The sequence below is a fragment of the Flavobacterium sp. 140616W15 genome, from assembly GCF_003668995.1.
Lineage (GTDB): Bacteria > Bacteroidota > Bacteroidia > Flavobacteriales > Flavobacteriaceae > Flavobacterium.
This window is the reverse complement of record NZ_CP033068.1, coordinates 1129959-1151683: the sequence shown is the minus strand read 5'-3', so window position 1 is coordinate 1151683 and position 21725 is coordinate 1129959. Positions and strand designations below refer to the sequence as shown.

The window sequence follows — 21725 nt, the reverse complement described above, 5'->3', positions numbered from 1 at the left end:
TGAAAAAAAAATATTGATAACTGAGAATTAAACAGAGAATGTCATCAGCATTTTAATAATGTAAAAGTGGGCTGAGGACAATGATAATACTTCTATATTAGCAGTAGAAAAATCACCAGACTTAAAACCTAAAATCAATAAAGCAATATGGGAAAACCGCAAATTTCAGAGATTAAATATATTGAGACCTATTATTTCGCCAATATGATTAATAATATACTGCGTGATCCCTTTTCCTATATCCGCCCGCTGAATGATTTTTTCGGCGATGAGAATTATAGAAGTTTTTTAAGTCCATTCCCAAAAATTTCAGCTCTCCATTCTTTTATCATATTCATAATCGACAGCATAAATTATGATGATTTATCAGAATCCGAAAATGAATCATTTAAAAGAGGAAGAAGAAAACTCTGGGTTGAAATTGCAATGGGACACTATGATTTCAAATTCGACAGTTTTGACAAGTGGCTGAAAGAAAATAAAAAGATAAGAGCTGAAATAATTGATGATGACATTGCGGACTATTTTAGATATTTAAGTTTTTACGGTCCCTATGAAGAGCTGCTGGAAACGATGTCGGATGAAATTTTTTTCGTCCTTTTCCTAAACAGGAAGACCCTGCAACGATTTAATGAATTGATTTCACATCAAATTCAAGAAAAAACAATTGAGGAAATTGAAATGGAAGACCTGTCTTTCTTTAAAAAAGACGGCATGCTGAAAAGAGTTTCGATACCAAAATGGGTAATGCGTGCAGTTATCCATAGAGATAGAGGCATGTGCGTAAGCTGTCATAAAGATTTAACAGGTCTTATCAGCGTAGGAAGCATAAATAATTTTGATCATATCATACCTCTAGCAATTGGAGGCATTAATGATGTTACCAACATTCAGCTCCTCTGCGAAAACTGCAATAAAACAAAACAGGCGCAAAATATACCTACTTCAATAAAATATGAAAGATGGTATTAGCGCCAGATACTATCAGCAATCCATAAACCTGATCCTATGACTAACGAATTTTTTAGATTGAAAACCGAAGAACTGCTCAATGAGATCCTGCAGGTAAAAACTTTTATAAAGAAACATAATCCGACCATAGGAGTTCTGACTGAAGAAATATTAAGGCGCTTTCTTGCCACTTATCTTCATAAGGGGATTGCAGTCGAGCAGGGTTTCGTAATAGATGAAAAAAGCAATCTCTCAAGGCAAATCGATATCATCATCTACGATAATCAGTTGTATTCACCATTATACAGGGTAAATGATATAGTTGTTGTTCCCAGCAAATCTGTGTTGGCAGTAATAGAAGTAAAGACCACAGTAAACAGCAAAACAGCTTTTCATGAAATTATAAAATATTTTGCTTCTGTTTCCCAGATTCTTGATTACAGAACCGAGAAACATTTATTTATATACAATGCATCAAGCGCTTCCAAACTGGATGACTATTTCCACAATTATAAGCATCCGGGTAGCTATCAGAAATTTGATCATGATACTTTTCAAAATTTACCTGAGACAATTACGGGCATAAAATCCTCATATCATCTGAGAAAAAGCGGCATAAGTTTTCAGCGGGATGCTGCGGGATATATGTCTTATAATTACGCTGACAAAACAAATAATGATATCAGTTCGCTGGAGCTGTTCTTCAAGAATATACATAGCAAGGTATTCAGCTACAATTTAGAAAAGACCCACATAGATTTTCGAGAAGACAGGAAATTCAACATAACTGACGAGTCGAATCTAAAAAGTATTATTGCAATAGAATTATTTAACTTATAACCAATTAACTTCCTTGAAATGCATTCTGCATTATACTTAAATAATAAAATATTTGCACAATGTAATTATGAAAATTGTAATTTTAAACAACATTGCAACTTATAGATTAGAAAAAAAATAAGGTTCTAGGAAAGTAAAACCCTTATGCCGTACAGGAGAGATTGGCAAAATCTTCTTTATAAATTCTATTTCAAAATTAATTTGCCAAATAAATAGTTCGTTTTATAAAAGTACTCCGTGAGTTTCTGCGTATCATGTGTTGTTAATAATATGTCAGCATTTTGCAATTCTGTAAAAAATTCAATATCAGATCTGGTAATAAAATATCCTTCGTTTATTGATTTAGTTATTTTATCATATATAATTTTCTGCAAACCTTCATTAGACAAAAAATATGTTTTTATAAGCTCCTGAATTGAGAACTTTTCGAAATTCAGATATGTAACAGACTCTTTCCGTAAAGAATTAAATTCATTCTTCTTTAATTTATATCCAGATGATATTGCAGTTCTGGAATTACTAGCTAAAGTATCATCACACTCAAGATAGGGAGGCAAGGTTATAGTGGAAAATAAAGAATTAAAAATTAAATTTAATTCAAATAAAATAGAATCGAAATCAACTTTTAAATCAGGCAATACTTTTTTAAGGTTACTATTAAACTGTTTAAAAGCAGAATTCCCTTATTTTCATTATATGGTTTTGAATAATTAAGATTCCATAGTTTAGAATAATGAAACAGTACTAATTTGATTTCTGAATCCGTATTTTTTGACACCAATTTTTTCTCTAACCAAGACATCAATCCTCCCACTATTGGATTCCTTTGATTATCTTCATCTTCCCAGTCTCTCTCTGATAAACCTAATTTATCTGTCAATATAGATTTATGGATTAAGGTTTGATTTGAAGCATATTTGCTAATAAAGCTATTTATTAAATAATCATCTTGAAAATTCGAAGCACCACTATCAAGCAATAAATGAGATAAATTAAAAAATATTTTATCGCCATAATCTTCAAAATAAATGGAATAGATAATTAATTGGTATTCATAATCTCTCAGCAGCTGAATAATTTCTTCATAAGCTTTTGTTTTTGTTTCCAATCCAAAATCTTCGGAGGTAATTAATCCAATTCCTTGGTTAAGATCGCTAATCATCAAAAACTGGGAATCTAGTTTTTCAAAATAAGCTTTTGTTCTTCTCAGTGTTTCAGACTTTAAATTATAATTATAATGCTTGATCTTTTCTTCCAGTGACAATGTTTTCATCTCACTATGGAACTTAATTTTTATAAAATTTTCATTTGAAGAAAAATACCCCATTATAATATATCTTTAAAAAAACCATTATTTTCATCCACCAAAATTCTCCTGTCTAGATAAATATTTCTGTGTTCGCAAGATGTCTCACTAACAAGACTGCAAGAAAAGCAAGAAGCAAAATTTAAGTCAAATAATCCCTGACCGTCTGATTCCCAACAAAGAGGATCGCTATTACACACAGTAGCTCTTTTCAAGGCACTTGTAATTAGATTTAATAAGTTATTTGTTCTGGTTTGAGCAATTACTCCCCCCATGCTGCCTTCAGCACCCTCAGCAGTATAAATCATACATCCATACATTTTATATTTTGGATTATTCGAAACGTAAATCCTTTCTTGCAGGGATGCTGTCGGATAACCGCATCTAAATTCTAATTCCCTCATGATAAGATGAGAAAATGAATGAACTAAATACAGCTGCCAATTATTTTGTATTCCATATTTTATGGCTTTTTCAGAAAAGGTATCACTGTTTTTATCCAATTTTATGAGCTTTTCTATTATGGATGATGAAACTACATTAGAAAATAATTCCAACTGTTCATCTTTGAAAGAAAAGAAGATGCCTTCGCCATAATTTTCAACAACTGGATAGGCTTCCACTTTTTCCAAATTTTTACTGCTGAAGATATTTTTAGTAACTACACTGCCAGAATCAGAATCAACCGGAACTACTCGGGAAAAATCAAGTTGAGCAGAAGTTATTTTCATATTATCAATTCTAAGAATTCTTGAAAAATATTTATCAAGCGGAGAACCTTTAATGTTCTCTGTAACATCTTTAACTTTTAAATGCTCATTTTCTTTATCGACATTAATCTCTTCTTCATTTTTCCCTGCTAATGCTTTAAATTCTTCGAAGCGGTATAAAATAGGCTTTTCTAAATCTGGGATTTCTTCGTTAGGCTGATTTACTAATTCATTTTCAATTAATTTTATTTCACTGACAATTTGAATTAGATCATCAATTCTATCTTCATCCTTAGCCAACTCTTTTTCTTTTTCAAGTTTCTTTTTCCTTAGTATAACCTCATTTAGAAACAATTCATCAGGCATATAAATACTAGTAAGCATGTTTGAATAATAGAGATTGTTTCCAGTAGTTAATGCAACTTTCATTGGCTTGCTTGACATGCATTTTTCAGAAGGAGGCATTTGATTTCTAGAAAGCGGACTTCCTGAATAATATTTTAAGTTTCCGTCATGTGAAGTTTCAGCTTCCCATGGTTTATGACCGGGACATTTAATTTTGACACTCATCAATCCTTTTAGTGACGTCTGTCTGCCGCAATTTTCACATTTAAGCCATTTCCCATCAAAACCAGATGCATTAGCAGTGCTAGATGTTATCTTAATTTCAGCATTAGTTGCATCATCACTGCCGCAACAGGATTGAGAATTAAACAAATCAATTGGTTTTTCGGAATTAATCTCCATAGGGGACTCAGTCCTCCATCGTAAATATTTGGACCAAGGAAAATCACTTATATGACCATGATCACATATTAGCACTATATTGTCCTGAGTGAGATCAATTATCTCATTACCCGAAATATACTTAGGAGGAAAAAATTCCTTACCATATTTGTCAGTCCCTTTATTTTTTAATGTCCACTCCTTATACCACTCTTTATAAGTTTTGTAATGCTTACCTCTATCAAAAAAAACTTTAGGCATAAATGTGCTGTTTATAGCTAATTCCTGACCATCTGACTTAATTTTATTTGAAAAATCACTTAATTCAATATTAGGAATTAGTACCAAATATTTAAGTTGAGATATTTGTTTTTGGTCTTTCAATGAATTTAAAAGTCGGGTGTCATTAGAGAGTCCAATATTTCCATTACTTGCCAATTTGGCCTGTTCTTCCACATATCCTTTAATCTCCTTGTCTTTTTTTCCGATTTCTACCGCATCTTTCTGTATGTCTAGTATTCTTTTGAGAAAGCCCCACTCTTCGATACAAGAAATAATGATGCTTCCATATTGAGTATGCACTATTGAGCCCGGGCCTCCATAAGCAGATAAAAGTTTAAATTTTCCTATCGACTCATTTGCCTGATTATTTTCGAAATATTGTTTTACTGCCATAATATTACTGCTGAACGGTTTTTATTACTACTGAAGAATCAATTTCTCTCAACGAATACCCAACTTTCCAGTGAGATGGAAAATCATTATCACTGGAAGAAATAAACAGTGAATTTAATTTAGTCTTTGCTCTATACTCCAGACCAGAAAGAGAATCAATAAATTGCAATCTATCAATCCAATAATCTAACAATTTACTAAGCTTGTTATTTAAATCCATCAATTCTTCATCAGAAATAATCCCGTCTACACTTGATTTAACTCCTGCTTTTCTTGTCTGTAGATACGAATCCAATTTAGATGCATTATTAGCTATTTCATTAATTTCGTCGCCTATAATTTTCTTTATTTGTTGAGTTTTCTTTTCATCAATTGCTCCTGCGTCAGCATTATTTGTAAGCTCTAGTTGATTAGTGTGGCGTACAATTACAGAAACAAACATGGCAAGATACCTTTCCAAGGCCTTACTTGCGAAAGGTGTTACCGATATAGGTTCGACATAACTATAAAATTTTTCATGAAACTCTTTAAATCTTTGATAATGGGAAATATCCCTTGATCTAAAAGGATGATGCACTGTAAATACAATACCTTCTTTACTTCTTGCTACACGGCTTGACGCCTGAATGTATTCTGCAATATTTCTCGGCATAGAACTAATAATCATAGTATTGAATCTAGAAACGTCAATTCCAACAGAAATCATATTAGTAGATATCACATATGCAGGCGGAGTATTAGAATTAAGTATGTGCTTATCAACATCATTCGAGATCAAAGTCCATTTTTTTTCAATATTTGATAAATTTGACTTAACTTGTTCTCCGCTTAATCGTCCAGTCAATTCAGAATAATCAACTGTAGTCTCACTTCGTAAAAGTTTGTCTATAATGCTCCATGGTATTGTATTTTTAGTTATAAAATTAATATCTCCAGGCAAATAATGATTTAGCTGCGATTGCGTTTTCCCAACATCCTTAAGACTATTAAAATAAGACAGAACTGTATGATAAAAATCAAATACATCTCTATATTCATTTAGTGCTGAAGGGTTTTCAAATATAATATCATTTGTATAACACTCTTTAATATATTTCAACCTGTGCGTCAAACAGATAGATGCAATTCTTAACTGCATCCAAACCTGAGTTTTACCAACAGGAAGAATACCTACATATTTTCTGTTTGCAACATAATGGTCAACTTTAATTTTGTCTCTTTCATAATACGCAAAAAAAGAATCATCGGCCAGTATACCCTGTTTAGGGAATATTTCTGACCTCCTGTTAAATAATGCAAATATTTGCTTGTCTGTATTTCTAGTAGTTGCAGTAGATGTAACTATTTTAGGCTTAACTTTCAATCCATTGTGCTGATATGTGCATAAATAATCAATACTTTTTTCAAATAAGCCAACAGCAGAACCAAGTGGACCAAGCAATAAATGTAACTCATCTTGAATTATTAACTCAGGTGGCAAAGCAGCATTGCTGTGTCCGCCAAACAAACGTCTGGAGTCATTGTTTCTTTCCGAATGATTGCTAGATACTTTGTTTGCTAAAGCTGCAAATTTATCTACTGTACCAAATAATAATGTTGGCGGAAATTTATAAATATCTTCATCAAATAATCTAAAAGGCAGACTGTAATCATTTGTAGGTCTATTTCTACCATAACCTTTATAAGTACAGGAAGAGTTATTACAGCATATGCTTAGCTGATCATTCATTCCATAGTTCTCTCCTCCTGCCTTGTGGGAGACATTACTTAATTCTTTATTGAAGAATAAACTAGTTCCACACCATGGGCAGTCGGTAAAAGGCAGGCTCGTCGAAATAATATTTCCGCTTTCTAAAGCTGATGAAATTTTCGCAAGCTCCTGAATCATACTGGAATCATTACTATTTCCGACTCCCTTCCATTGATTTGGTAAAGAACCAGATCCAACAAATAATCCTATGGTTATTCTTTCATCCCCGAGACTGCAGGAATGGGGAATATTAAAATTGTCTTTCCTTATTACTTCAAGCGCACAAATAAGCATAGTTGCTCTTTGAAACTGCTGAAGTGTTAATAAACGCAAGGTATATCTCATCAATACAGTTGTCCCCCCCGATTTGCTTTCTTTTGTAAACCTTCTGTATGCTATTGCAAAGGCTATAATTCCTAAATAAGCTTCAGTCTTTCCACCTCCTGTTGGAAACCAAACAAGATCAGCAATTTCATTTCTTTCGGGCCATCCTTCAGAAAAAACTTTTTCTACTGTTTTATCTGCAGCATCAGGCTGCACAAAAGCATCAACATTCAAGAGAATAAAAGCAATTTGAAAAGAGCGCCACTTGTATTCAATTTTATTACCATTATCATCAAATTTTTCAGAATCCTTATAATACTCTTCCGTTATCTGATGACTTAAATCTATGTTTTTTTCCTTTTTTAAAATACTGTGATGCAACTGCATAAATAAAGCAGTATTCATAGTTCGAAAAGCAGCCATTGCCTTTGAATCGGATTTTAAAAGACTAATATTTCTCTTTAGTCTTTTAACGTCATTTTCACAGCTAAGCATTTGCTTTGATAATAATTCAATCTGGTCAATTTTAAGAGAATTGTCCTGACTAAGTTCATTCTTCTTTTCATCAATCCAGGCTTTATATTCATCAATGAAATCATTCAAACCATCCAATATTTCATTATCTTTAGTCTCAGACAATGTTGAAAGATTTCGCATCGATAGAATGGCATCGTTTTGTAGACGCGATACAACACTACCATTTTGATCGATTCTGCTCGGTTTAAAATCAACATTGGGAGTTTCCTGTTCCGGCAGAAATTCTGTGCAGATGTATCTTAAATCGTCATCCGTTTTTCCCCAGTTTACTGAAGTATTATATCCTTCACCAAAATCATGATAATTTCTGTATATTAATTTATTAAAGTTATCTTCCTCATCAAAATCCAGTAAGTGAGGAGGATTGTATTGCTTAAGAACATTTTCATTTTTTTCTTCTGCCCTTAATTTTACTCCAAAAAAAGCTTTTGCATTTGCTTCATTTTTTTTGTTTAATTGAGGAGGTTCATTTTCTTTTAAAATTACAATAGCTTTATTCAGAAGAATTATTTTGATAAATATCTCACCATCCTTTCTGACATATTGAACACAGTATTTTAAATCTGTAATTTCTTTAATATCCTTATTAACCGCCAACTCCCTGGATCTGTATATGTTAGAATTTCCTTCAAAACCAGGAAGCACAACATCAATATTATCGTAGGAAGTACATTCCCAGACAGGCGATGCATTTTTTGGCTTGTAAACTGATTTCAAATCTGTCACATAACTCCTTAATTGATTGTAAATCTCTAATTCATTAATCAATTTTTTATATTTGGAATAGTTAGCTGTATCACTTTTAAGTTCTGTTTTTAAAAAACTAACTAAGGTATTATCAAACAAGGAAGCTACATTTTCATATTCATTACCCGAATAAGCAATAAAATCTGTTACAGAATAAAACTGTAAATCATAATCATTCTTTATTCCGTAATATGTCACATCCTTTTTTTTATTCAGCACCACTAAACTTTCACCAAAAATATTTTTTATGGTTTTTAATAGGCCGTTCTTCAAATAATTATTTAAATGTATGTAATCAATGTCATAAATATTATTTTTACTTATTTCCTGGTGAGCAAGAATAAATAGATTGCCGCTTTTACGAACAGCAGCAAATAATGGGCTGAAATACAGAGCAACCGCAGTTTCAATTTCATTTTCGTATTCTGTCACCAAACAGGATAATTTTCTGTTGCAACATTCATTTTTACTGATATTTATATATTTCCTAAAAGAAATGCCTACCTTTAAATCATTTTGAATGTCAAAATTCTCATCTATAACAAAAGACAGTCCAAAAGAATTAGGATAGTTTTGCTGTTTGCTTACTAAACTTTCTGCAGAATCATCCTTTATATTATCATCATCTGCGCCAGCATTAAAATCCTCTAAATCTGGCTCATTTGCCTCCGGGTTATCCAGCATTGATTCGTCTTTTTCTATAGTTGTCTCTTTAGGAACTCTAGTTTCAGGAAATAGAATAGCAGAGCTGTACTGATATGCAGGAACTTCGGTCAGTACTTCGCTCTTATTATCAATTGCATTAACAGGACTTGACTTAAAGTCTACACCACTAAACTCATTTTTATCCCATTTATCAATAAAGAAATAACGTTTATTAAAAGCACCTGGTCCTATTATCTGCTCTTTAACAAATATTTCAAGACTTTCCCTTTTCTTTTTAAAATTGCTCATAATTAAACTGTTTTGATTTCTTTGATTTCATGAAATGAAATCTCATTTACTATAGATGAGATAATTGATTTAGCTAAATCCGCGGGGTTGGTTTCTTCATCATCCTCAAAGACACTTTTTTTAGTTTCCAGATACGCGGCTATCATATTTAAAAATTTAGGATTTTCTATTTCCTTTAAGGAATCATTTTCCATACATAAATTTAAAATATACATATAGATATTTTTAATTTCATTTATATCCTTGCTGCCATAATAGGAAATCCAAGCCTGATACATATCGCTTGTATTTATTCCGAGATACTCACATATAATTTTCCAATTATTTTTCCTTTTCGGAAGTATAAATCTATCTTTAGCGATTGTCTCCTCTTTTAGCACATATTTATCATTAAAATACTTTTCATTGGTATACTCTAGTCCAAAATTTTTCAAAATATTGTATACATTGGCAGACTTACTCAATTCTGCTTGAAAACTAATTACTGACTCAGGAATTCTGCTTAATTTATTGATAACATAATCTCTATCAATCGTATTTCGGATCTCAGCAACTGGAATAAATGCATCGGACACTTTCAATTGGGATGCACTGCATGATATAATTGAATTCATTCGAAGGAGGACCTGACTGCTGGCTTTAAATTTATATTCCTGATTTCTTGTTGTAACTATGACCAGTTCTTTATCATTAATTTTTTCTTTTGCATTGAAATTTGGTTCAAACTCCTCTTCATTAGTAAAAACAATGTCTTGGCTGTAAACTGACATTTCTTCCTTTTCAATATCAGTCTCTTCTAGTTTATACTTCTTTTTATATTTTATAACCTCAGTTTTTATATTTTCAATTATTTTCTTCTTCTCTTCTACAAATACATTCCTATTTAAACTAAAATTATCGTCAAGTGATGCCCTTTTGGGACTTAAGAGCGAATCATATTGGTAATTTAATAAATGATAATTTATCCAAGGCTGATATCCAAAAAACAGAAAATCCGGGATTAGGATTTTTAGATTTTCGTGATGCTGAAGTATATTAGCTGTATTTATGATATTGAATCCATCTAACAATAGAACTGTTTTATTTATTTTAACATCGATGTTGTTATCATTTCCAATAAAAATTGCATCTGGATTATTTACAGACAAATAATTCTTAAATGAATGTAACGCCTTTTCCAGTCGCTTCTTTCCTATTCCTTTAATTTCCGGAAGCAAAAAAACAGGTTTTTTAAATTCATTTACAAGTTTTCTGCTCCAATCAAGATCATATAATAAATCTATAATTGTTTTAATTTGGCGGATAATTGCTTTTTCTTCCAGCTCGGGATAATCACCTTTAAACATTTCAAACCATTCATTTTTTGGTATGCTTTGATTAATAAACATAAACCAATATTTGGGGAAAGGTGTGGTAAATCTATTGAATTCATATCCATTCCAAGCCGACTTAAAATCACTTAGCAAGTTATATAATTCTAAACTGTGATTTGTGTCAAAAATCATAAATTTGGAAGAGAGGTCATAACTCGTTAAAGTTTTCTGATACAACTCTTCCGGTAATAAAATTATATCATCCGCTGCTATATTCTGATAATAAAATCTAGAATTAAAAATTAATTCCAAACTCTTCTTTCCAATATTACAAAAATGAGTGTGTATATTTTTATGGTATGGGTATTTCATCGTGATTTGATGCGATAAATCCATACTGTACAAATATTCCTCATATTCTATGGCGTCTATCACTGTCATCTTTTTTGAATCCCAATTAGCAGTCTCAAATAAAATAAATCCCTCAGGCCTAAAATCTTCTCCCGTAGTTAATGAAAGACATAAATCTTTTTCAACATCTATTAGAATAGGATATTTTATTAAACCTCTGTTTTCAATAATCTGAAATAACCTAAATGCAGTATAGGTATTAATCCAATTTAAATTTTCTATCTGTTTTTTCAAAAATACAGGTACGAATCGGTTTTTTGAAGTTATAATTTTTTTTGACCATATTAGATACTCTCCCTTTTGGGTTTCAAAATCAAATACCGGTTCAAAGTCGTTAAAATTATTTCTCTTTCTATTAAAATCAAAAACATTGAAAAGGCAGGTATCCTTAAAGCTTGTCAATTCTGATTTTTGAAATAATCTGTAAGTCAAAGACAGCAGTCTGATGTAATTATAAACTAGATTGATTGATTCTTGATCATAATCGGGTACATGAAGTGAAAGTTTTTCTTCTGATGATTCTAAAAAATCAAAATACCATTTGCCTAATACTGGTAAATAACTCAAATTTTTCTCCTGAAGATCTAGTGTTAAGAGAACTGTTTCATGTATATTTTCAAATGTTATTTCCATAAAACAATATTGAGTGCGTTCATAGCTCTTGTTGCTCCAACATAATTTTGAATTTTTGAGCTTTCATTTAAGTCTTTAGTTATAAGATATACTGATTCATTCTCCAGACCTCTGTATTTTATAGGGGTTGTAAATTTTATTTTTCCTGACAGAACATTTATATTAGACTCTGTTAACTCCTCAATATCTACCTTAAAATAATCACTTATAATTTCTGCAAACTCATCTATTAATTGGCTTTCAACTAATATAATTTTTTCAGAAACGGTAAACTTATTTTCATTTATAATTTCTTTTACCTTTTCTATTTTGGATTTCAGACTTTCTACTGTCGTTAAGAGATTTTCATATTTGGCTTTTACTTTTCTGTATTCTCCTGCAAGAAGAAAATAAGCAATCTCAGCTATATTTTTATTTTGACCGCATCTATAATTTTCGTCGAAATAAAAATGAGTGTAACCTATTTCGATAAAGAAATCTGTATACCACGAAAGCTCTTTAAAAGTTGAAACAATCGCCTGGTCAGGATCGTAAAGAAGAAGAATTTTAGGCTTTTTTAGTTTAGCATTTAATTTCTCTATAAAATCATATAGACCTCTATCGAAATACTCATGTGCTTCATCAAAAATTAAAAAGTCTACATCATCTGGTACCGTCTCATCAGTTAGGTTTTGAGAAAAAACCTTAAATGAAATATTATTAGGATTTAATTTATAATCAAAAAGAATTATGTGTTCAAGTTTTGCTTTTATAAGTTTATTGGCACTATAAAAAATACCTTTCTGCTGTTTCAATAAGTTCTCAGCTAGAAACTTGACCGCTAAAACTGTTTTTCCAGTACCGGGTGCGCCCTGAACGATTACACATCTATTTCTGCGCAGTCCCTTCAATATTTCATAATTTTCTTTAAATATAATCTCTGAACTTATTCGATCTGGATTATATCCGTAAGTCGTCTGCACAGGAAATAACTCGGATTTTAACCTTTTTATTTCTTTTGAATTTAATAATGGATAACGTTCAAAAGCTTTAATAGCAATTTCATCGCCCCTAAAAGATGGATTAAGTTCTTTAATCATTTTAAATCTGGCTTTTCTACCACAATCTTGTATGAATTTAAAAAAAACATTTTGAATGCCTCTTTCGTCCAATCCTTCTACATCAGCCTTAGAAAAGAAAGAATCCTTATATCCTGATAACTGTGGCCCTGATAAAACGAAACCTGTTTCATGAGGAAGTACTACAGCCCTGTAAACAAAAACAGAGGAGTCTATATAATTTTTTAAGGTGTGTAAATACTCTTTAACTTGTGTAAAAGGGTTCTGACTTTCATACTCTCCATCTTTATTATATGAAAAATAACAATCATTCTCATCAACTCTTAGTCCCCCGCCCTTAACTTCAATAATCAATAATCCATATTTGGAAAGCACAATAAAATCAATCTGACCTTCAACCTTTCTTTTACTGGAAGGATGCGATGACAGATTATAATTGTGCTTTAAATACCACACTTCATCAGTTAAAAAACTATCCTCATGAAATGCTAGAAACTGCTTATATATCCATAATTCACCAAAAAGAGTTTTTCCTTCCTGATTTATTATTATACTTTCCAAATTCTGCTTGGCATAGTTATCAATAAAGTGAATAGGCATGTTTTTAGTATGAGTTAGCGGTTGTTGAAATCTTATTTATTGCATATAAGGCTAATAATTGTTTTAATGGTACAATATTTTTATTTTGAAAAATAATATTTTCGCCTTGCGTAATGTTAGTTTCTTCGATTTCTACTTTATTAATTATCCTTCTAACCTCTTCAACCAGTTCAGTTGGTTCTAGAAAACTATCCTGCGACTTTTGAATTTCAAACATTTTCTGAAGCTGAGCTGCACTGCCAATTTTTTCAGAAAAACCATTATTTATGATTTCAATGAATTTTTTACCACTCTTAAAATTTACAATTAAAGATTCCAATTCCCTATAATAACCATCATCAATATTTTGGATTGGGAATCCTTCTCCTGTTCCATATTGTATTGATGTTAACCATGTGCCTGTCGGTTTGGATTTTTTACCAATATCATAATTAGAAAGAGTCACCGTTAAGTTACCATCTTTAATCGGATGCCTTCTAAATCTGCAGTTATCCTTTTTAATGGGAGGATTATTAAATGATTTAAGCATATAATTATTTAAATTATTTACCCCTTTCAAATTTGGACGCTCAGCAATATTAAGTTTACCATTATGCTTAATCCCTACTTCATCTAATACAATTTTTGCAAATGCCCTACTTACCGAACAGCATACTGCATTTCCAACTAACCTCCATTTTGCGCCTTCCGAACCCAGAAATTGATATGTCAGGGGAAAGCCCATGATTATAGATGCTTCTCTGACCGTAGGAAGTCTATATTCACCGTCTCCCACTCTTTCAAACTCAGATTTATAAATAATTGATTCACGGGAGTTGGCTATTTTTGTAGCTGTTATAGTCCTGCTGGGATTATATTCATTTTCAGGAAACGACATCTTTCCCATAAAAGGATGGTTCGTTTTAAAATATCGGGAAGGTTTCCATTCTACTTCATAAATTCCTGTGTCATAGAAATGATCCGTGATTTCATCTTGTTTTACTTCGATAGAATACTGTACATCTTTAATAATTCCATCTCTTTTTTTACTGAAGGGGGATGGAAAATTTTCTTTCATTACCCTTATAGAATTATAAAGAGGCAGATTAAAATTTGAATGTTTCTTTTGATGGCTGACAGGGGGAATTATTAATTTTTTCTTTTTATAATTTCACCTGAAATAACCCTTTTCCGCGATTGTATTGATCCATAGTCTGCCGAATTAATTATTGTGCTGTTTTCCAATAAATCAATTGCTATTTTATTAGGGCCAATTCTATTTTCTTTTGCCCACTGTGTAAGACCTAAATCTTTAAATGTATAGGATGGCTGCAGATACCTTTTAGAGTTTACCACATTTTCCATAAACCAGCCTTTCAATATAGAATTTGGCTGGTGCTTTTTTACAGCAACAATTTTCAGAAAAACTTCTGTTAACTCAAGTCCTAGTGATTTATCACCTTTACCAGATTTATTGGAACTTGAAAAGCTAACACATGGCGGACTGCCTATAATAATATCTGTATCTGGTATATTATCAATTTCATTTGTCGACTCTTTAAAATCCAGAATATTTTTAACCTCGCACTCCAAGCCAAAATTGTGATTAAATGTTTCCGTAGCAGGTCTCCAGTGATCATAACCATACAGAATATTAAATCCCATCTGCCTGAATCCCTCTGAAAAACCTCCACCTCCACAGAAGAAATCTACTACTGATAATTTATTCTCTATTTTTTTAATATTTTTTTATTCAATTTATATTCTTTTTGAGTCGTACGTAAATAATATGTAATAGAAGATTGCTATGTCAATGATTTAAATGCTAATAAAATCCCGCAGTTTAATTTTTCTTACACAAACAATTTTGATAATTAACAAATTTAAATAAAACATGTTCTTTAATCTTGATATGCTGAACACATTATTAACAATATTTATAACAAAAATATGTATTGTCTTCTTAATCACTTTACGGTTTTCCGTACTATCAAAAAATTAAATTGGAAAAACTTATTTTTCATTAGAATATATTGATAATTGAATTAATAAAACCGACATCGAAATGAAAAAGCTTTATTTGGAAGTGAATAAAATCTTTTCTTATGAAATTACTTTTTTAACACCAAATACGCCAGCGCGGGATCATTCAGCAGGCGTTCCATTTCGGAATGAATTATATCCTGAACATCCTGTTTTATCTGAAGGTAATTGCGCTGAATCATTGCATTATCAAGTTTTCGGACAGGGGGTATTTCCTTATAATTTCCCATCTCTTTTCTCAGCGCTTCATGGTCATTTATAATTTCGTTATGAAAGGTTTTGAGTTCAATTTTACAATCCGGATCATCAGCCACCATGCCCACAAATTCCCCTGAACTAAGCCCTGAGATTTTCGAGGGCGGGACTGCAGATTCCAATTGTTTTGAACGGCTGATTGAAGTGTCGGCGCTGTTGATCGAAAGGCTTTCCCTGTCTTGCATAATTTTTCCGAATCGCTCTGATAATTGTTTGGAAGTATCTCCTGTAACCTGTCCGCTTATTATATTTCCAACAATATTCATAATAACATCTGCCTGTTCCCGCCCATAGTCCTTGCGGAGCTGGGTAAAGTCCTGAATGCCCAGACAGGTTGCCACTTTATTGCTTCTTGCTGTAGCAATTAAACTGTCCATATTATTGAGATATATAGTAGGGAATTCATCAAATACCAGACTTGATTTCATTTTTCCTTTTTTATTTACCAGCTTAACAAGCCTGTTTACATAGAGGGATAATACGGCCCCGTATATTTGTATTTTCTGCGGGTTGTTTCCCATGCATACAATTTTAGGTTCCTCGGGATTGTTGATATCCAAAGTGAAATCATTTCCTGATAAGACATAGTATAACTGCGGGGAGGAAAGCCGGGCCATGGCGATTTTCGCCGTAGCAATCTGCCCCTCAAGCTGGTCTGTGGCTTCCTGGAGATAAGCATTAATAAATGGATTTATCAGGACTTCAATTTCTTTTTCTGTCCGAAGCAGCGTAAAGAGACTATCGTAATCCATCTGCATAAGTTCTATTACATGAGGTAGTGTACAGAATTCCCCATCTTTATACTTTCTTAGATACCAGATTACGGCCGATAAAAAATTGATTGGAGACTCTACAAAAAAGTCTCCCTGTCTTTTTATCCACTCCCTGTTAAGCCCCATCAGAATAGTCCTGGCTGATTCTGAAGCATCGGTTATATCTTCCATGCTCTGAGGATCAAGCGGATTACACCTGTGCATAATATTATCAAAATTTATAAAGTAACATTTGGGCAGGATTTTATAAGCCAGTTTATTATTTTCAAATGTATTATAGACAATTTTTGAGAGGTCATCATATTTAAAATCATAGACAAACATACTGAAGCCTTTTTTTATATGCTGGGTAATAACGTGGCGGATCACAAAATAAGATTTACCCGATCCCGGAGTGCCCAGAACCATCAGCGCCCGAAATGGATTTATAATATTTATCCAGCTGTTTCGCAGTTTATCTTTTAGATAATATCTGGCGGGAAGGTTAATAGAATATTCATTCTCCAACAGTCTTTCTTCCTGTGGAAAAGTCTCATTGAGCTTATTGAAAATGTCCTTGCTGTTCAGCGTGTTTTTTATAATCCGAGAAAACATTGTCCCGCCGGAAAGCATCATAAGAAATCCAGTCGAAGTAATTACAATATAAACTATTGCTTTATGTGTCTGGAATGAAAATAACAAAAGCGCAAAATAACTTATAAAATAAATGAGCATTCCAGAAATACAATAAGCAAAAGCAGCTTTGTAACTGATCTTTTCATTTTTTCTACCCTTTGCACCAAGAAGCGAAATCACGAGAAATCCCAGGGCAAAAAATTTCGATTTATGAAAATTATCAAATAGCCCCGCACGATAAATACCGCCTAAAATTTTATCGGTAAACTCACTTACCAGCTGCCACTGCTTGAAGGCTGAATAACAATAATAGTAAAAGTGAATTACCAGAATGATAATCCCTATGAGCCTTGTCATATCCAATATCTTTCTCAGTGCCTGTTCATTTTCTCCTGTCTGCATTCCCATGATATTAATTTTTTATTGATTATCTGACTGCCCTTTTCTTTTTTTCTTCCTGCGTTTTGCTTTAAGCTGATTGGGCAGGTAAGCCTGCGCGGATTCCATCCGGGTCAATACATCCAAAACTTTAGCCAGAGCAGTATCAAAACCATCAGTTTTACTAATTTCAAATAAATCTTTATTCGATATACTTCCCATTAATTCAGGTTTGTATTTTATGTTTATGTCCTTATCGGAACCCTGCAGAGTTTTACTCATTAAATTACAACGTTCCTGTACTGCCTTTGCGCTGTACTGCCTGCCTAAAACGCTTCCATTAAATACACATTTTGTAGTATGATCCACATAGGTGATGCCGTAAATCATCCCGGCAGCACTTTTTCTTGAAATAATATTAATCCCTTCTTTTTCCAGCAATTTTCCCAGCTCGGAAAATGAAATGCTTTTATTAAGAAGCGCCAGGTCCACGGCATTCTTTATCCTGTTTTTCATCGATACACTTCCACTACCGGCGGATATAAATTTTTGCTCTAAAAATTTAAGAGTCGGTTTATTATAAAAGTCACTGGCTTTAATAGGAACCCCGATAGGTTTTCCATCACTATCAAGTATTCGGTACACTAATCCTTCTGCCTTAAAAATCCTTGAGTCTTCAGATCCTCTGTCAGCAAAAACATTGTAGAGTTGCAGCACTGCATTGAGTTCAGAAAGACTTGAATATTTATAGGTTGAAAGCACTCCGTTAAGCACTGCTGCAATCGCTTTTTTTGACTGCATCTTTCCGTATGAAACCTTCTGAACATTGATAGGCTTAAGAACCTTATCAATATTGTTTTTACGGCCCTGTGCGGCCACTAAAGAGAACATCTTCTCTATTTCTTTACGGGCTGTTTCAGACTGGTTCCTGCCAATATTGTGCATGTCGATCCTGCTACCATCCTGCTTTACCTTTATAGACACCAGATGAATGTGTGGGTGTCCAGCATCATGGTGGCGGTATACCAGATAAGGCTGCGCGCCAAAACCAATTTTCTGCATATAGGCATCTGCGATCTGCATTAATTTTTCGTTGGTTAATGAGGTTTCAGAGGGATCAAAATTCAGGGAAATATGCACGCTATTGCGCTTTACATTCTCATTTAAAGTATTTTGATTGAGCAGTCTGCTGAGTTTCATTGTGATGCTCATTTTATCCACTTCAAGAGGATAATTCCCCTCGCCTATGCACTCCGCTGCACCTTGTTTTACCTTATTTTCATTATAGTTGAAAATGTTGTGCAGTGAAGTTCCAGTCTTAATTACTGCAACCATTTTCGGGAGATTTTCTCAATATATCTATTTATCTCCTCTACCTTATTAAAAAGTATCCTTCGCTCCAGTTCATGATTGATAACCCAGGTTTTAAATTCCGGAATCTGCTGCAGTGTATGCAGCTTTTTTACTGTCTGATTAAAGTTGTTTCCCAAGGCTTTAAGTTCAGTTCTGAGTCTGATAATCTCGAACATAAATTCATCCAGGGACTGATTGCGGTAATTGGTTGTGATGGGTTTATCAAACAAATATTTACGAATATATTCACTTAATTTGCGACAGGTTGTAGCCTTCCATTTACGTTCAATTCTTGTATATTCTGCAGGCGTAAAACGCAGACCTACAATACGCGTTCTGTTTGAATTTTTCTTTTCCATCTTCTCTCATTTTCATTAATTTCAAAATCTTTTTCTTCTTTCAGTTTCACTGCTCACGAGTTCCGAGTAAAGAGCAGCCAGATTCGGTTGTTAAACAACCGGACATCTGGCCGATTGCAGGAACGTGGCAATCTTACTGCTTTTTGAAAGCTACTCAGTACTTCTACCTCTTAAAATCAGGCTTTAAATATATAATATCATCACTCACTCTTTTAAAATTAGAGTCGCATTTTATTTCAGTACAACGAAAATAAGCAAGACATCTTGATTTCACCTATCATGGACATATTATGTCCATGACATTTTCAAAGGTGCTTTATATCTTTACAAGAATTAATTATTAATCTAATACGTGAAAATGATGATGACAGAAAATGATGTAGCCAAAGTTTTTGATACTATTTTAAGTATCCCTGGCATGAATGAAACAGTGAAAATTGACCTTAAGATTTCACGAAAAAATGTACTGCTTTTAAACAGTATTATTGAACGCGGATCGGCATCTGACGATGAGTCCAAATCCATATTTTTAAGTAGCATTCCTGTTGAGAGCCTTAAGGAATTAAAACTGCTTGGAGATGAATGCCTGCAGAAAGCAGGTCTTAATGATTTGTATGAAAAATTAAAAATCTTTAACGAATCAGGCAAATAGCAATCCATCAAATTGAAATGAAAAGACACCCAGCAAATATTTTATATAAGGGTGTCTTTTTTATTTATACAGAATCATTTTAGGAAAAATACAAACATTTAACTAAGATTGAATGGTATTAAAAAATACTAGCCTGTTTTTGGTAACAATCACTTTGTGAAACATATCTAATTTTGTAATAATAATCTCCAAAAAAAAACATTTAAGATTACAAAAACTTAATTAGAGATGCTATGAAACTCAGAGCCGAAATAAGAAATATCATAATTGAAATTATCTGTCTACTTTATGTGCTGCTATTCGTTTATGCCGCTGTAAGTAAATTATTGGACTTCGAAAATTTTCAAGTTCAGCTTGGCCAGTCGCCATTATTGAGCTCGTATGCGGTGTGGGTTTCTTATCTGGTGCCAGTGATTGAATTATTAATTGTTATCCTTCTGATAATTCCCAAATTTCGGATCACTGGATTATATGCTTCTTTAAGTTTGATGACAATGTTTAGTGTCTATATTATCATCATTCTGAATTTCAGTTCTTTCGTGCCATGTTCCTGCGGGGGAATTCTTGAAAAAATGACATGGAAGATCCATCTTGTTTTTAATCTGTTTTTCGTCGTGCTTGCGTTTCTGGCTTTGTTATTCCAGAAACATTATAGAACCGGAAATAAAAAAGAATCTAATGAAAGAAAGCTTAGATGGTATGTTTCATTAAATATTATTTTCAGCGTGTTTACAATCGTTGTTTTGTTTCTCTCCTCAGAACAAATCATGCATTACAAAAATCCATTTATAAGACGTTTCCCTAAGCATCCGATAGTGCAAGATACGGTTATCAACCTTACGTTCAACTCTTATTATTTTGCGGGTGCTGACCACCAGAAAATCTATTTGGGAAATTATAGCAGTCCTCTTCATATTACGACTTTCGACAAGAGAACTAAAGTAAAAAATACATTTAAAATAAAGCTTGATTCGAGAGGAATCCGCTTTTCTTCGGTAAGGGTAAAGGTCATAGATTCATCATTTTATTTAATGGACGGAACTGTACCTGCGGTGTATTCAGGTTCAACCTTAGACTGGGATGTTAAGAAAGAATTGAAAGGACTTCCATACTTTACTTTAGCAGAGCCTGCTGATCGCACAAAAGTTATTCTCAGGTCAAGTAACGGAAGAAATTCCGAACATTCTTTAGGGACATTCAATGAAGCAGATAACCCAAAAGTAAAATATAACTCAGGTCTTTTAAAAAAACAGATTGACGGTATTTTTGATACCGATGGAACTCTTGTATTTGACGCGAAAACAGCAAGGGCAGTTTATGTCTATTACTATCGCAATGAATATATAGTTATTGATAATAATGCAAATTTAAAATTCACTGGACATACTATCGATACTATTTCAAAGGCAAAAATAAAAGTGGCCCATCTTAAAAATAATACAGAAAGAAAGTTATCCGCACCAGCTCTTACTGTGAATCCCCATACCGCGATTTGTGAGAACCTATTGTTTGTCAATTCAAAAGTTTCGGGGCGTTTTGAAAGCGAAAAATTGTGGGAGCAGGCCTATATAATTGATGTCTATGATCTAGAACGCAAAGCGTATCTCATGAGCTTTGCCCTATACAAAATAGAGGATAAAAGATTGAATTCCTTTTATGTAACTCAAGATTATCTGTACGCTATAATGGACAATGAACTGGGAGTTTACAGACTCCGTGATCTTTTAAGAAATGAAATAAACTCTGTCAAATCAAAGAAAAAATGACAGTTAAGAAATAGTGG

At 32.8% G+C, this 21725-nt stretch carries 14 protein-coding genes; 4 read left to right on the top strand and 10 right to left on the bottom strand.

Annotated features, from left to right (window positions below; translation table 11 throughout):
• Nucleotides 1–147: 147 nt before the first annotated feature.
• Together EAG11_RS04980 and EAG11_RS04975 are read left to right on the top strand one after the other, a co-directional pair.
• Entirely contained in the window at nucleotides 148–972 is an 825-nt protein-coding gene (locus tag EAG11_RS04980) for an HNH endonuclease (RefSeq protein WP_129538179.1), read from the top strand.
• Between the two features lie 36 nt (nucleotides 973–1008).
• On the top strand, nucleotides 1009–1791 hold the full coding sequence (locus EAG11_RS04975; RefSeq protein WP_129538178.1) for a DUF6602 domain-containing protein: 783 nt from the start codon (nucleotides 1009–1011) through the stop codon (nucleotides 1789–1791).
• Between the two features lie 625 nt (nucleotides 1792–2416).
• Here EAG11_RS04975 and EAG11_RS04970 read toward each other — a convergent pair.
• The 10 genes from EAG11_RS04970 to EAG11_RS04930 all read right to left on the bottom strand — a co-directional run bounded on the left by EAG11_RS04970 (nucleotide 2417) and on the right by EAG11_RS04930 (nucleotide 19290).
• Nucleotides 2417–3064 carry a hypothetical protein gene (locus tag EAG11_RS04970; RefSeq protein ID WP_129538177.1) on the bottom strand — a complete coding sequence of 216 codons (648 nt, stop codon included), beginning with the start codon at nucleotides 3062–3064 and terminating at the stop codon, nucleotides 2417–2419.
• Between the two features lie 53 nt (nucleotides 3065–3117).
• The gene (gene drmB / locus EAG11_RS04965) at nucleotides 3118–5208 is read right to left on the bottom strand and encodes a DUF1998 domain-containing protein (RefSeq protein ID WP_129538176.1); all 2091 of its coding nucleotides are present in this window, start codon (nucleotides 5206–5208) and stop codon (nucleotides 3118–3120) included.
• A gap of 4 nt (nucleotides 5209–5212) precedes the next feature.
• The gene (locus EAG11_RS04960; RefSeq protein ID WP_129538175.1) at nucleotides 5213–9520 is read right to left on the bottom strand and encodes a helicase-related protein; all 4308 of its coding nucleotides are present in this window, start codon (nucleotides 9518–9520) and stop codon (nucleotides 5213–5215) included.
• A gap of 2 nt (nucleotides 9521–9522) precedes the next feature.
• Nucleotides 9523–11877: a hypothetical protein gene (locus tag EAG11_RS04955; RefSeq protein ID WP_129538174.1), complete on the bottom strand. Its 2355-nt coding sequence runs from the start codon at nucleotides 11875–11877 to the stop codon at nucleotides 9523–9525.
• Nucleotides 11868–13535, bottom strand: a complete 1668-nt coding sequence (locus EAG11_RS04950) for a nuclease-related domain-containing protein (protein WP_129538173.1) — start codon at nucleotides 13533–13535, stop codon at nucleotides 11868–11870. Before EAG11_RS04950 ends, EAG11_RS04955 begins: the two co-directional genes overlap by 10 nt.
• Nucleotides 13536–13539: 4 nt before the next feature.
• Nucleotides 13540–14592, bottom strand: coding sequence for a DNA cytosine methyltransferase (locus EAG11_RS22580; protein ID WP_256387083.1), 1053 nt, complete (start codon nucleotides 14590–14592; stop codon nucleotides 13540–13542).
• A 71-nt stretch (nucleotides 14593–14663) separates the two neighbouring features.
• Nucleotides 14664–15179 (bottom strand): DNA cytosine methyltransferase, encoded by a 516-nt coding sequence (locus tag EAG11_RS22575; RefSeq protein ID WP_256387082.1) that lies wholly within the window; start codon nucleotides 15177–15179, stop codon nucleotides 14664–14666.
• Nucleotides 15180–15625: 446 nt separating this feature from the next.
• Complete coding sequence (gene mobC, locus EAG11_RS04940; protein ID WP_129541030.1) at nucleotides 15626–17602, bottom strand: conjugal transfer protein MobC; 1977 nt, start codon at nucleotides 17600–17602, stop codon at nucleotides 15626–15628.
• Between the two features lie 18 nt (nucleotides 17603–17620).
• Complete coding sequence (locus EAG11_RS04935) at nucleotides 17621–18913, bottom strand: relaxase/mobilization nuclease domain-containing protein (RefSeq protein ID WP_129538172.1); 1293 nt, start codon at nucleotides 18911–18913, stop codon at nucleotides 17621–17623.
• Nucleotides 18901–19290 (bottom strand): plasmid mobilization relaxosome protein MobC, encoded by a 390-nt coding sequence (locus EAG11_RS04930; protein ID WP_129538171.1) that lies wholly within the window; start codon nucleotides 19288–19290, stop codon nucleotides 18901–18903. The genes EAG11_RS04935 and EAG11_RS04930 overlap by 13 nt, the downstream gene beginning before the upstream one ends.
• A gap of 358 nt (nucleotides 19291–19648) precedes the next feature.
• Between EAG11_RS04930 and EAG11_RS04925 the strand changes: the two genes are divergently transcribed.
• Both EAG11_RS04925 and EAG11_RS04920 read left to right on the top strand, forming a co-directional pair.
• A complete protein-coding gene (locus EAG11_RS04925; RefSeq protein WP_371414625.1) occupies nucleotides 19649–19942 on the top strand; it encodes a hypothetical protein in 294 nt (97 codons plus the stop codon).
• 233 nt (nucleotides 19943–20175) lie between these two features.
• On the top strand, nucleotides 20176–21708 hold the full coding sequence (locus EAG11_RS04920) for a MauE/DoxX family redox-associated membrane protein (protein ID WP_129538170.1): 1533 nt from the start codon (nucleotides 20176–20178) through the stop codon (nucleotides 21706–21708).
• Nucleotides 21709–21725: the final 17 nt, after the last annotated feature.

Bases quoted from the DNA above. Each gene is read 5' to 3' on its own strand.
- EAG11_RS04980 (WP_129538179.1), top strand. From the start codon at position 148: ATGGGAAAACCGCAAATTTCAGAGATTAAATATATTGAGACCTATTAT.
- EAG11_RS04975 (WP_129538178.1), top strand. From the start codon at position 1,009: ATGACTAACGAATTTTTTAGATTGAAAACCGAAGAACTGCTCAATGAG.
- EAG11_RS04970 (WP_129538177.1), bottom strand. From the start codon at position 3,064: ATGAAAACATTGTCACTGGAAGAAAAGATCAAGCATTATAATTATAAT.
- drmB (WP_129538176.1), bottom strand. From the start codon at position 5,208: ATGGCAGTAAAACAATATTTCGAAAATAATCAGGCAAATGAGTCGATA.
- EAG11_RS04960 (WP_129538175.1), bottom strand. From the start codon at position 9,520: ATGAGCAATTTTAAAAAGAAAAGGGAAAGTCTTGAAATATTTGTTAAA.
- EAG11_RS04955 (WP_129538174.1), bottom strand. From the start codon at position 11,877: ATGGAAATAACATTTGAAAATATACATGAAACAGTTCTCTTAACACTA.
- EAG11_RS04950 (WP_129538173.1), bottom strand. From the start codon at position 13,535: ATGCCTATTCACTTTATTGATAACTATGCCAAGCAGAATTTGGAAAGT.
- EAG11_RS22580 (WP_256387083.1), bottom strand. From the start codon at position 14,592: ATGAAAGAAAATTTTCCATCCCCCTTCAGTAAAAAAAGAGATGGAATT.
- EAG11_RS22575 (WP_256387082.1), bottom strand. From the start codon at position 15,179: ATGGGATTTAATATTCTGTATGGTTATGATCACTGGAGACCTGCTACG.
- mobC (WP_129541030.1), bottom strand. From the start codon at position 17,602: ATGCAGACAGGAGAAAATGAACAGGCACTGAGAAAGATATTGGATATG.
- EAG11_RS04935 (WP_129538172.1), bottom strand. From the start codon at position 18,913: ATGGTTGCAGTAATTAAGACTGGAACTTCACTGCACAACATTTTCAAC.
- EAG11_RS04930 (WP_129538171.1), bottom strand. From the start codon at position 19,290: ATGGAAAAGAAAAATTCAAACAGAACGCGTATTGTAGGTCTGCGTTTT.
- EAG11_RS04925 (WP_371414625.1), top strand. From the start codon at position 19,649: ATGATGATGACAGAAAATGATGTAGCCAAAGTTTTTGATACTATTTTA.
- EAG11_RS04920 (WP_129538170.1), top strand. From the start codon at position 20,176: ATGAAACTCAGAGCCGAAATAAGAAATATCATAATTGAAATTATCTGT.